This window comes from Solitalea agri (assembly GCF_023914155.1).
In the GTDB taxonomy this organism is placed as follows: domain Bacteria; phylum Bacteroidota; class Bacteroidia; order Sphingobacteriales; family Sphingobacteriaceae; genus Solitalea; species Solitalea agri.
On record NZ_JAMWYS010000009.1, the window covers coordinates 202,107 to 215,026 of the forward strand.

General features: G+C 36.9%; 8 protein-coding genes. All 8 read right to left on the reverse strand.

The features are described 5' to 3' along the window. Window positions 1–12: 12 nt before the first annotated feature. A complete protein-coding gene (locus NF867_RS03270; RefSeq protein ID WP_252586115.1) occupies window positions 13–1,143 on the reverse strand; it encodes a transglutaminase domain-containing protein in 1,131 nt (376 codons plus the stop codon). A gap of 100 nt (window positions 1,144–1,243) precedes the next feature. Then, a complete protein-coding gene (locus NF867_RS03275; RefSeq protein WP_252586116.1) occupies window positions 1,244–2,887 on the reverse strand; it encodes a PKD-like family lipoprotein in 1,644 nt (547 codons plus the stop codon). An 83-nt stretch (window positions 2,888–2,970) separates the two neighbouring features. Next, a complete protein-coding gene (locus NF867_RS03280; protein ID WP_252586117.1) occupies window positions 2,971–3,723 on the reverse strand; it encodes a DUF4843 domain-containing protein in 753 nt (250 codons plus the stop codon). A 35-nt stretch (window positions 3,724–3,758) separates the two neighbouring features. After that, the gene (locus NF867_RS03285) at window positions 3,759–5,291 is read right to left on the reverse strand and encodes a RagB/SusD family nutrient uptake outer membrane protein (RefSeq protein ID WP_252586118.1); all 1,533 of its coding nucleotides are present in this window, start codon (window positions 5,289–5,291) and stop codon (window positions 3,759–3,761) included. Between the two features lie 19 nt (window positions 5,292–5,310). Next, the gene (locus tag NF867_RS03290) at window positions 5,311–8,661 is read right to left on the reverse strand and encodes a SusC/RagA family TonB-linked outer membrane protein (protein ID WP_252586119.1); all 3,351 of its coding nucleotides are present in this window, start codon (window positions 8,659–8,661) and stop codon (window positions 5,311–5,313) included. 133 nt (window positions 8,662–8,794) lie between these two features. Beyond that, on the reverse strand, window positions 8,795–9,919 hold the full coding sequence (locus NF867_RS03295; protein WP_252586120.1) for a FecR family protein: 1,125 nt from the start codon (window positions 9,917–9,919) through the stop codon (window positions 8,795–8,797). A gap of 420 nt (window positions 9,920–10,339) precedes the next feature. Beyond that, complete coding sequence (locus NF867_RS03300; RefSeq protein ID WP_252586121.1) at window positions 10,340–10,930, reverse strand: RNA polymerase sigma-70 factor; 591 nt, start codon at window positions 10,928–10,930, stop codon at window positions 10,340–10,342. A gap of 1,103 nt (window positions 10,931–12,033) precedes the next feature. Further along, the gene (locus NF867_RS03305; protein WP_252586122.1) at window positions 12,034–12,858 is read right to left on the reverse strand and encodes an endonuclease/exonuclease/phosphatase family protein; all 825 of its coding nucleotides are present in this window, start codon (window positions 12,856–12,858) and stop codon (window positions 12,034–12,036) included. Window positions 12,859–12,920 lie beyond the last annotated feature (62 nt).

Sequence of the window (12,920 nt, forward strand, 5' to 3'; positions counted from 1 at the left end):
AATAAGAATGCGTTATTGTTTTTCAGCCACCAAAGCGTTAATCATAGTGTTATCCCAAGCATGCTGATTTTGAAGAAAAAAAGCTTCAGGTTGAGCAAAATATCGGTAGGTACGAGGAGGCGTGAAGCTATTATCCCAAGTGGCATCAAAGTAAGAATACCCGCCGTTATAGTTTAACATACTCCAGGCATGACCAACATTACCTGCCTTTCCTGAAACATTATAGCATTGTATCCCTGCAGCGTTTGCCAATAAATTTAGCCCCCAGGAGTATCCCCCACAGACAGCTTTTCTATTTTTAAAAACACCCAAAGCCGTTTGAGAATCATAATTCAAATTAGGCGTATTAAAATCCCAATCATATTGAGTTGCTGATACATAATTATAAATCGCGGTAAGTTTTTGATTGTTGGTCATACCAGGAGTTATAATACGGGTCAAAATTCTATTAACCGAATCTTTAACTACGGCGATTCTTGACAAGCAGTCGCTAATACTCGTCGGCGCTCCAGGTAGTCCCATTGGAGAGGAAGAACAGGTAATGGACGTTGCGTCAGGGTTAAAATTATAAATAAGATATGCATACCCGCATTGGGCGCTTAGCACTTGCTGCATAGTATTAACATCGAGATTTTTGTTAGTAATGGCAATTGGAATTTCCTGTCCTAAGGGCGCATTTAATGTAGCAGTAATGATATCGTTATAACTATTGATTTTTTTAGTACCTGTTGGCACCGTGTTAGGATCTATACCTAATTTGTAGGGCATATATTTTATTTCACACTGTAAAATCTTAGCACTCTGATTATAAATCTGAACAACTTTGTAAGCATATTTTAGAGAGTTATCCTGACTAATTACATTACTGTATGCATTCCCGACAGTTATCTCTACCTGATTATCGGCCAAATTCATAGCTGACATATCAAGAATTAATGTTGTTTTAAGTGATTTTATAGCTGTCGACAACAAGCCCGACACCTCTTGTGAAGATTTAGGCTTAGGGTAATTATTACCGGACGGACCAGGAGTTAGATCATCACTTGGATCTGAACTTGATTTTGAACAGGCAGAAATAGCTAATGCCACCACAATAACCAATGCAGATAAGGAATTGGTTAGTTTTATTATAGATCTTTTCATTTGTTAAAACGGCTCATTAAGTACCATTCGCTCAACTTTTTCAATCAGCAGGCAAGCCTGCTGATTGAAAAGTCAGACTTTTTATCTTAAACAACTTATTCTAAAACTGTTTATAATTCATTGCTGAAATTTTTCCGGAGATACCGGTATATGCTTTCGGAGTACCACTCATTGTACCGTTAATACCGTTAATAGCAATTTCTAACAGGGTACTACTTTGCGTAGCGCTATTATAAAGAGCTACATATAGCAGCTGCCCATCCTTAGGATGACCCTTTACTTTAAACACTTGCATACTGGTTATAACATTCCCCGAATAGTTAGCAAGAATGTCATAATAAAGATTAGATGTTTGATAGTCATTACTCAAATAGATTTTGTCATTGGTGGCATAATACATCACGTTGCCTTTATTACCGAATGCAAAATATTTGGCATTATCAATATCCGTTGCAGCACTAATATCTTTAACCGCCACACCCCTCAAATTACTAGTAAGAGACATTGATTTAGTAACATCAGTAGGGAAGTTAGGATCAGGAAGTCTTCCCAAGTCACTTATATATACTTTACGAGTACCAGCTTTTGCTGAAATACCACCCGTAAAGTTGAGATCTGACATTACACAATAAAAGTATCTGGAAAAGTATGGACTAAGCTGGGTTGGGCTATTACCTTGTTCGCCATAAACCATCCATTTACCAACGGTGCTTAGGGCAAAACCACCTGCAGGAGCAGTACCTGTAAATGTGCCTATGGTGTTATCGTTTTTAGAATATAAAAAACGTCTTGAATTTGAATCATAAAACACACCAACCATCAGGGCATTAATAGGGCTCACATTGTCAATATCCATAGCAAAATAAGGGGTTGCGGTATACGTACCCGGACTTATGTTGCTTGGCAAATAACATTGTGAACCAAAAGGTTTAAATATTGCTGGCTGAGTTTGCCCTTGATAATACAGAGCTCCATTATTAATTAAATATTCATTAGTACCAGCTGTTCCGTATGCCTGAAAATTTGCAGTAGAAGGTGCAGCACTAAACAAGTTGTTATACGGATCCTCCATTTTCAATCCACCAAACTCCGTTCTATACCCCCCATTAGAGGTTAACACATAAACTTTGCTCCTTGCTCCGCTGGCTCCATGATTATTAAAAGCTACCGCACGGGCTTCGCCTTCTATTTTCTTTCCGTTTATAATAGAGAAAATATTTTTTTGTATAGAATCTGCAGTTGCAGGCACTACTGTATTTACTCTGTTGTTTACCAAAATACTAACATCGCAAGAGTTAACATCACCATGTAATAACATAAGACCTTGCAAGGCATAGGAACTTACAGTAAATGGAGTATTAATAATTTGGGCTATATTTCCGTTGCTCGGATCAAAAACATGCAACCTTAACACATAAGAACCGGGGCTAAAAGGAATCTTTTTTGAGAAATTTTGCTCGGTGCTCAAAACAGTGTCAATATATCTCCCTGTAACAGGATCTGCAGTATATTCTACTTTTGTCAAACGCCATTCATATGTCAATTTTGATGGGTCAACTCCCTCTATAAAAGACGGGGAAATCGAGTATACTTCATTTTGTCTTGCTACAATTTGTTTGGCATATTTTGAAGTATCTACAAACGTTGTATTCAGGTCTTTATAATCGCCTCCTATCTCCTTTTGACAGGCTGAAAACACAAGAGCTGTGAGACACAATAATATAATTGAATTAAAAACTTTCATCAGTCTATTTTTTTTAACTTAAAAATTAAATCATGCATTTTGCTTTTTTAAAATTGCTGTCATGCAATACGTTTAATTATCAATTAACCAAGCCCAGGAGCCCCATATGTTGGAATGAATATATTGACGTTATTCTCGTCCTTTAATTGATTTGCAAAAGTTTTACCTCTGTTATAATCAGCTACATAAGCACGCAATAGCAGATTGTAGTAGCCAATCATGTCGATATTATCCGGATTGGGCAATTGGGTAATTTTGCAGACATCAAGAATAAGTTGAACCTTCTTTTGTGAAAAACTTCCAAAAGCTTTCTCATAATTTTGGCCATCCCAATTAGCCGGCTTTATAAATTTGGATCCCCATACAAGAACGGCTTTATTAAAGCGATCGTAACCAACTTTGAAATTTTGGTTTTCAACTGCATTAAGTTGTAATCGTAAAGGTTTACCTGAGGCAATTAATTCTGCGGTTTTATAAATAACAACAGGAATATTCTTTTTAAATACTCCAGCCGGTATTATACTATCTACAATCTTATAGTCAACATTTACCTTAGCCGTTGTATTTGCAGTATCTACCTCAATTTTAAACTCTCGGTCTTTTGGGGCTGCATTACCCATGATATTTGCCTCAAACCAAATGGTATCTTTTTCAACGGCAGTTGGGTGAAAAGGAAAGGAATACACTAAAGAATCACGTGACTCTTTGGTGTTAAATTCGCCGGGAATCCGGAAGTATATACGTGCATCTTGCTCATAAGATGCAATATCGTCTTGCGTACAAGCATTCAATAGCAGAACGCTTGCAATAAATGCGATGTATGATAATCTCTTCATTTTTTAAATTTAATTAGGTAAAAAATGTTCTTTGATTACTTGTTATATTCAATTTCAGCGTCCGGTTTTGGCAATATCCAATTAGCGGATGAAAATGTAGTAGCGTAATTGGCCCATGCTCCCGTAGAGGTAGCCTGAGTTGGGATCTGAACCCCTTCAGTTCTATTTCTTTTACAATAAAAGAAGAACTGACCTTCGCCCTGAAATTCTTTCCAGTATTCTTTCGTTATTTCTAAACGAAGGCTACTTGCAGATAAGCTGCTCGACAAATCAGTTGTGATCCCCCTATGTTGACGAACTTCATTTAAATAACCTACTGCAGTTGGATAATCATTTAACTTTAACAGACATTCAGCTGCGATATAGTTCATTTCCGAACGGCGAATCAATGGAATACGTCTCTCATATTGAGCATTATAACCCGCAGGTTGATAATATTTCATGTTCATGTAATAGGTGGTAGTAGCATCTGCCGGAATTATACCAGGCATAGAAATACTTACCAGACGATAATCCGTTGCACCAGTAGTAACGGTGTTGGTATTCTCAAATAAACCTTCATAAAAATAGGTTGTAGAAGTTCCCGAGGTGGTATGTCCTTTCCTGTACAACTGATTGTTAACCGATGCCCCGGTAAACCAATTATTAGTTATAGTTGGTAATTTGAACACACTTAATGCAAACAAATGCTCTGTTGAAAAAGAAAAGTCTTTGCTTTTATTATCACTAACGGTAAGATTTTCGGGTTTCACCCATGGAAACACACTGTTTCCAATAGTCATTACTTCCTTGGCTGCTTCCAAGGCATTTGTATAATCACCTTGCCATAAATAGGTGCGCGCCTGTAATCCTTTTACTGCATAGTAATTAAGGTGAAAGTTGCGGTCATTTAAGAATGCATCAGCTGATTTCTTTTGCCCTTTTAAAATCGGATCACTTTTCAATAGAGTTGCCGCATCAGTCAAATCTTGTTGGATATAACCTAATACCTCAGTCCCTGTAGAAGCCTTGGTAACATTGGTCGACAAGGTTTTCACGTAAGGAATTGCCGGTTGAGTTAAACTCACGACATCATTAGATGCAAATATTTTAAATAGCTCAAGGTGAATAAAAGCTCTTAAAGCAAGTGCTTCTCCCTTAATGATCGCATAGTTATTGCCGGTAAACTTATCTTTATCCGCATCAATATGATCTAAAATATTATTTGTGTTAGCAATAACGTTGTACAAGCCATTCCAGAACTGATCTATTCTTGGCTTTACAGTTGTTAAAGTATACAAAGCCGAGTTACTACTATTACTTATAAGATCTTTATAGTCTGCTGCTGATGGTTCGTAGAACTTTGTCAAAGCGTCAAAAAAACCAAATGACAATTCACGCCCATGAAGAGACTCTGCTGTCATAAGCGTATAACTTCCTAAAAGAGCGTCTTTATACCCCTGTTCGGTTTTTAGTAATTCATCTGATTTCACTTTTGTACGTGGCTCAACATCCAGCCATTTTTCACAAGAAGTGGCAGAAAGCAGTATGATAAGTGACAGTAGTCCCGTATATAATCTTTTTCTCATGTCTAATTTCATTGATTAATTAAAAATTGGCCATCATCGTAAAGGTGCAGTAGCGCGCAAATGGGTATGAAGTACCTCTTTCAGCACGTACAGTACTAAATTGCTGCACATCGTTAAAGTTTAATATGGTCTGCAAACGCTGAAGCTTTAACTTTTTAACGAATGCAAAACGATAGAAATCATATCCAAGATTTACCGATGAGATATCCAGTTGACTTAAATCTTGTACGAAGCGAGAAGAAGCACGTGTTAGGGCGTTTGTTGTACCAATGCTTTTGAATAGAACATTATCACCCGGTTTAACCCAGCTATCATAATAAGCACGTTTATCAACATTGTAGTTCAACGAAGCATTCTCCACTTTATCCACCAGGGTTTGGTTATAAATCTGCCCACCTACTCTGTATCGACCAATAACACCTACACTAATTCCTTTATATTCGAAATTTGCTCCCATGTTTCCTGATGCCAATGGTTGGTTGTCACCTACGATCACTTTATCACTTGCATCCCAGGTATCTGTTATCGTTCCGTTTTTTTTCACGAAGATCTCTTTACCGGTCGCAGGATCAATTCCATTAGAACGAACTGCCCATATAGCATCTAGCGACTCTCCCTCCTGGAATCTAACCAAAGGTTTATTTGTGTTTTTCGAAAGCACATCCTGACTATTGTTCAGGCTTTGCAGCGAGTTTGATATCTTAACAATTTTATTATTGTTAGAAGCACCTGAGACAAATACGTTAAGTGATTGTCTGTTGGCGTTATTTACTAACATCCTGTAATTCAATCTGAATTCTATACCGCTGTTAACAATTTGACCAAGGTTGGCTTTATAGGTAGTAAAACCTAAAGACGGTGGCGTAGTTATATCTGTTAAAAGATTGTTAGTGATCGCTTTATAAACGTCTACACGTAAACTTAAACTGTTCAATAGTTCAGCATCTAACCCTACGTTATAATCTAAACGCTGTTGCCATTTTAAGTCGTTATTTGCTAATCCATTTAGATAGGTACCAAGCATTCCTTGGTAAGCATTGTCTGTAAAATAGTTATACAACAACATCGACTGATAAGAGTTGAAGTTTTGTGATCCGGTATATCCCAATGACCCTCTTATTTTCAGGAGATTGATGTATTTGTTATCGGCCAGAAACTTCTCATTGTGAATGTTCCATCCTGCTCCAGCTGACCAGAAAGCACCCCAACGATTGTTAGAACCAAACTGTGAAGAAGCGCTGTAACGAATAGAAGCGTCGGCAAAATATCTATTATCGAAAGAATAGTTAAGGGCTCCCAGCGTACCAATTTCCCTGTTGATAGATTCACCACCACTTGGTTTATTGCTTAAAGCATATTGTTTAGCAAAGATGATGTTATCCATTTTATCGTTCGGGAAACCAATTGCCGAATACAGATAATTTTCTGAGTTATCCTCTCTTATATTCGCACCAATATTTGAAAAGAGAAGGTGTCTTCCCCAAACTTTTGAATAGTTCATATTAAGGTCACCACTCACCATTGATGCCTTACCATTACCTTTGTCGTAGCTTCCTTTCAAAAACAGATTATCACCAGTATAGGCACTACCCATAAAGTTAGTATGACCAGCCGGCAAGAATACCTCTGAACCATTTACGGTATTAGTGAACCCAACCCTACCTACAACTTTCAAGTTATTACTCGCCGTCCATTCTAAATAAGTGTTGTTGGTAACATCACTATATTCAGAAGTTGATCTAGTATTAATAGTAGCATTATACATCGGATTGAAAACCTGCTCGGTATAAACAGGACCAACGCCCAAATATCTATTAACGGTACCATCATCGTTAGTAGGTCTCCAATAAGGATTTAATTTGGCATATTGTGAAAAATCGCCGTAAGGAGAGTTAGCAGAATTCATCTTGGTATACTGAAGCTGATTTCTGAACAATATATTATTGTATCGATAAGTAAGAGTAAGAGCTCCACCCATATTATTTCTTTCACTTCCCTTCATTGCACCCTGGGTGTTATTCATAAAGAATGTAGCACCGGCTCTCAAACGATCATCTCCAACTTCAAATCCAAAAGTTTGCTTATTGGTTAACCCTGTACGAGTTGGTTGCGCTAACCAGTTGGTATTAACACCACTTTGTATCTGTTTTAAATTAGCGTAATACAAACTGTCTTTGTTTAACCCTAAAATAGGTTGAGCTACATTGTAGGCTCCTAGTCGTTTCTCCAAGGCTAACTTTTCAGCGGCGCTAGTCAGATTATAACTGCTCAGATCTGGGGCTTCAATGCCAAAGCTGCCTATATAATTAACCCGCAATTCTCCTGGTTTCACTTTTACAGTTTCAATAACAATAACTCCATTAGCAGCTCTTGAACCATACAAAGCTTTTGCTGATGCGTCTTTCAATATAGTAACAGCCTCAATGCGATTAATATCCAGATCATTTACCTTCTCAATGCTCATTTCAAAACCATCTACAATAAATAATGGCTGATTAGGATTGGTAGCATATTGACCTTTCAAATCAGGAAATGAAGAAGATCCTCTTATTGACATATCCGCGATCTTATTAGGATCAGATCCATTGGCAATGTTTTCCTGAATATTCAATGAAGGCTCCAGGTTTTTCAAACTTTGAAAAATATTTAGGGCTCCCGCGCGCTGCAGTTCCTTCGCTGTAATTTTTGTTGCTGCCCCCGTAAAGCTTTCAGCGTTACGATTAAAAGGAATACCGGTTACCACCACTTCTTTAATGGCTGTATTACTTACCTTCATCACTACATTAATTGATGTCTTTCCGGCAACCGAAATATGCTGGGTTTCCATACCCAAATAGTTAATACTTAAAACAGCATCATCATTAACGTTTAATTGAAAGCTACCATTTTCGTCGGTAAAGGCACCGTTAGTAGTTCCTACTTCGACAATGTTAACACGTAACAAAGGATTTTTATCCTCGTCAGTAATAACACCTTTTACCATTACCTTTTTTTGTGACGAGCTACTTTGTTTCGCTAGTTTAGGTCCAACAACTATGGTGTTTGATCTAAAAACAAAATCTAAACCCGTACCGGCAAATAACTGTTCCAATACTTTGTCTAAAGGTTGATCTTTTACATTAAGGGTAACCCTTGGAAAAGCATTAACTTCTTCGTGATTGTAAACAAAATAAAGGTTAACCTGCTTTTGAAGCTCATCAATGGCTGTTGAGAGTTGAGCTTTCTTTACATTTAAACTTATTTTTTGCACCGATTGTGCCATGATGTTAAGAGAGATAGTTAAAAACAGAAGGGTTAATGCTCCTGCCTTTTTGAGCCCTCTTTTCAGGGTGCTTTGTATGTAGTTAATTTCTTCGTAATTTTTTTTCATTAGATTTGGATTGGTTGAGTTAAACACATTAAATCTTTGTTGCTTGCCTAGCGCAAATGATTTATGAAAACTTACCGTTCACGGGTGATGGTCGGACATTACCCGTTTTAGTTTTAGTGGTTTTAGGCTAATTCTAAGTCGACTTTTCTACAATAATGCTCCTTTCTTTAATCGTAAATTTCAACTTGGCTGTTATTTGAATATTGTTCAATATGTTTTGTATCGATTCTGTTCTATCGGCTCTGCCAGTATAGTGCAGCCGCTTTAAACTATCATCCTTAAACTCGATGTCGTAATCATACAAGCGGCCTATTTTCTCCATCAGTAGTTCCATGTTCATATTCTGAAACACAATCACCCCCTGTTTCCAGGCTACAAAAGGAAACACATCAACTTCCTGTTTTTCTAATGCGCCACTTGCTTTATCAAATGAAGCTTGTTGACCAGGAGTTAGTATTAATTGCTTGTTACCACCTTCAATATTTACTTTCCCTTCCACCAAGGTGGTTTGTACATTATCTGCGTAAGCGTTAACGTTGAAAGATGTTCCCTTCACTTCTACCACCATGTCCCCGTGATGCACAATAAAAGGTTTTGCAGGGTTTTTAGTCACCTTGAAATAAGCTTCACCTTTTTCGAGGTAAACCAGACGCGTTTGCGTTGCGGCAAAGTTCACCTGATATTTTATGCGAGAGTCGGCATTTACCCAAACCTGGGTGCTGTCATTCAACAACAGCTTATAATCTGTGCCTTTAGGAACAATCAGGGTATTGAATTTTGCCGTCTGGGCAGTTTGCTCTGTTTGACTATAATCAAGCTGGCTATTTTCAGAAATTACCTTATTACCCAATCTTAAATCTTGTTGAGCATTTAAATTCACCTGGTCACCATTTTCTAAGATCAGAATTACCTTATTGGTTTCCTTTTTAGCAGGCTTTACAACCACTTGTTGTTGCTTATTAGCCGAAACCTGCTTGTTCGTTGATAAATACACTACCGTACCAATCATTAATGGAATTGCTATAACAGCAGCATATTTTAAAAGACCAAGAGGGAGCGTAACTACACGATTATTAGTTTGAGCAGTATTATTCAAACGTCCTTTGATCTTTGCCCATGCCTGCACTGAATTAAAAGTCCCCTGTGTTCCAGTTGCTGTTTGTAATTGATCCTCCCCTTCGCTGTCCAATTCAATATTGAACCCCTCACTCTGCACCTGATCATCCAACACTTCATGAATCCACTTTTTATTTTCCATAGATTTTTTGTTGTTCATCACTTATAAGTAACAGGAAATAAAAAAGAGGGTGATTGTTTTCTTAAAAAAAATGAATTTTTATTTTGAATAAATCGCGAAACACAAAATAAGTATTCACCACACCCCATATTGGGGCAAAATGGGGGGGTAAAAAACCTTTTGTTAATGATCGTTAAAATTGGATATCAATAACAATTGCCTATACTTCAAACAAAGCCGGCTATTGCCGGCTCTGTTTGAAGTATCACTTAAATAATTAGAGGACATTAAAATTGAAACTTAATTTACTTTTTTGGCAGTTGCAGCTGTCTGGTTTTTTCTTCGTTTGAATTCTTCCAATCACTCTTCACTTGCAATAAAGAAATAAGATTCGCTTTGACTTTTAACATAGCACCTGAAAAAATTGGGCTATAGCTATTGTTAAAAAAAAGAAATTAAACTTTGCAAACCCCTCAAACCGAAAAAGAACAGTAGGCCAACAGTCGATATGTCAGATAGATTAATACGCAAAGTTACATATGCCTTTTTGATTTGCGTTTTAACTGTATTAATGGAAATATTATTTTTCAGGGCTATTTCAGAGTAAGTATATCCTAAGAGATTACTCATTAAAAATAATTTACGGCGTTCGGGAGGAAGCTCCTTAATCGCTGCCATTAGTTTTGAAACAGCAGCGCTTTTAGACAATTCAAGTGAGATTAATTGCTCAGGATCAAAAGACATTTCTGGGAGTTCATCCGACTGATATGAGATATGATTTTTCCGTCGCTTAAGAAAAGTAATACAAATATTTTTCACTGCCTTAAGGGCATAAGCCTCAAAAGATGATTGCAGAACAATTTGCTGACGCTTGTTCCAAACATATATATAAAACTCCTGCACCAGATCTTCGGCAAGATCACGGTCTTTTACATACTGAAGAGCTGTTAAACATAGTTTTTCATAGTTTTTATGAAAAAGCTGTTCAAATTGCTCCAATGAAATTTCAACATTCGCGTACAATTCTCCCATCGTTCAGTAAATCTTTTTAGCCTATTAACTCAGAATTACATTACTTAAGAAATAGAATCGCTACTGCGATTCTCTATTTCTTGCGCGTAATTTTGGTTTAGGTGTTTTATGATTGGTTAAATTAAATGCACTAAATCTTTGCTAATGACTTTGCAATGAAAACTTATCTACATCATTATCCCTTCTCCATGACTTTACTACCGCCTATCCATTATACGTAGCAGTTATTTGAGAAAAGGGTGACTGCCTTTCTTAAAAAAATGAATTTTAATTTCGCAGAAACCTAAAACAGCAAAACATCATTAACCATAACATTGGCATTTCAGAAGAATTTGGAGGCAATACCCCTTATTCTAATTCGCTTTAATTGTTTCACACTTATAAAAACAGCTTAATCAATGTCATCTGTTCCTATTGAATAATTTATTATAAGCTGCCCGGCAAATCATTCTTTAAAAAGAGGCTCCGATAAGAGCCCCTTTATATTTGGTTTGGTTAATTAACTTTGCCTTTTCTGGTTGATTCCGACTCCGTATCCCTCAGAGTCTATAAAAACTTATATGTTTCAACCAACAATTAAACCCCTGCTGAATTGTTGATTTCAAACAGTGATTGAGGAGCACAAACTCGCATTTCTAACTGATTATCAACACATAAGACATCACTACAATATCACTACATGGATCATTTTGTATCAATAAATAATTACTACAATTGGTGAGATTTAGGCTAAAAGAGGTTAAAACAGTAGAATTTTAAGCAATGAGGCCGCCAGATGATGAAATTTAATTCTGCACATCTTCTATTGAACAGGCAATAATTTCATTTATGAAAAAAATTGATTTAAAGCATATTTTATATTAATGGAAGGACAAAGCAACTTTGCAAGGGTTGCTTTAATAGCAATTAAGCCCCTGAATACGATGATTAAAAAAGAAAAACGCTTAATCAACCGATAAGGAAGATAGGATCAAAGAGGAGGAAGATAAGACAAGGATGACTCATTATTAACGCTTAAGATTGCCACAAAAAAGCCGTTTTCTTTAGTAAGGCTTTATCGATATAAGCTTTAAACTTATCATGATTTTCTGGCAATGGGCAAACTAGTGTTTTATTAACAGTTCTGCATATACAGGTCGGTGATCCGAAGCATAGGTTTCTTCAATTACAGTATGCTTCACAACAGCGATCTTCTTACGCAAGTGCTTTTCAAAAGCAATAAAATCAATAGTTTGATGAGGAATATCCTGAGGAACGGTAGGCTCGCAATCAATACAGCTGCGCTGGAAATTTTTATCTAAAAGATTGATGGTCGAGCTATTAGGCGTATCGTTAAAATCACCAGCAATTAAAAAAGGCACCTTTTTGCCCCCTGCTTTTATTATTTTAATTATTTCATTGATTTGCAGTTCCCGATTCTGAGCGCTTTGTACATCCAAATGCGTGTTTGCAAATCGAATTTGTTTTTTATCACTAAGGGAAAGTGTTGCCGTTAATAAAACGCGTTGCTCGGTTTGGGGCTTGGCATCCTTTGGTAAATTATAACACTGCACCTCACTAATTGGAAATTTTGAAAGAATGGCTACACCGTAACCTCCACCTGCAAAATCCAAAGCTTTGCCAAAACAAAAATACATACCGCAAGCGTTAGCAATAGCTTCAGCCTCATTAAGCTCTTTGCCTGATCTTGAAGTATTCACGTCAATTTCCTGTAACGCCACTATTGATGCATTACTCTGTTTTACCACGTTAATTATGGCCGGAACATCAATGATTGTTTTACCTGGAGGATTACAGTGATGGACATTATAGGTTAATATTCGCAACGTATCCCCTTCTGTTTTTGGGCCTTTAGCAAATGCCAAATCAATTTGAAAGCCCCCAAACCACATGCATAGCCCGAACATTAGTATCCTTTTTCCTCTCATAGATTAATTGTTTTTAAAGGTAATGGTATAAACAACAAAAGTGGTCTTGCTGAAGGCCACTT

Bases quoted from the DNA above. Each gene is read 5' to 3' on its own strand.
- NF867_RS03285 (WP_252586118.1), bottom strand. From the start codon at position 5,291: ATGAGAAAAAGATTATATACGGGACTACTGTCACTTATCATACTGCTT.
- NF867_RS03300 (WP_252586121.1), bottom strand. From the start codon at position 10,930: ATGGGAGAATTGTACGCGAATGTTGAAATTTCATTGGAGCAATTTGAA.
- NF867_RS03280 (WP_252586117.1), bottom strand. From the start codon at position 3,723: ATGAAGAGATTATCATACATCGCATTTATTGCAAGCGTTCTGCTATTG.
- NF867_RS03275 (WP_252586116.1), bottom strand. From the start codon at position 2,887: ATGAAAGTTTTTAATTCAATTATATTATTGTGTCTCACAGCTCTTGTG.
- NF867_RS03270 (WP_252586115.1), bottom strand. From the start codon at position 1,143: ATGAAAAGATCTATAATAAAACTAACCAATTCCTTATCTGCATTGGTT.
- NF867_RS03290 (WP_252586119.1), bottom strand. From the start codon at position 8,661: ATGAAAAAAAATTACGAAGAAATTAACTACATACAAAGCACCCTGAAA.
- NF867_RS03295 (WP_252586120.1), bottom strand. From the start codon at position 9,919: ATGGAAAATAAAAAGTGGATTCATGAAGTGTTGGATGATCAGGTGCAG.
- NF867_RS03305 (WP_252586122.1), bottom strand. From the start codon at position 12,858: ATGAGAGGAAAAAGGATACTAATGTTCGGGCTATGCATGTGGTTTGGG.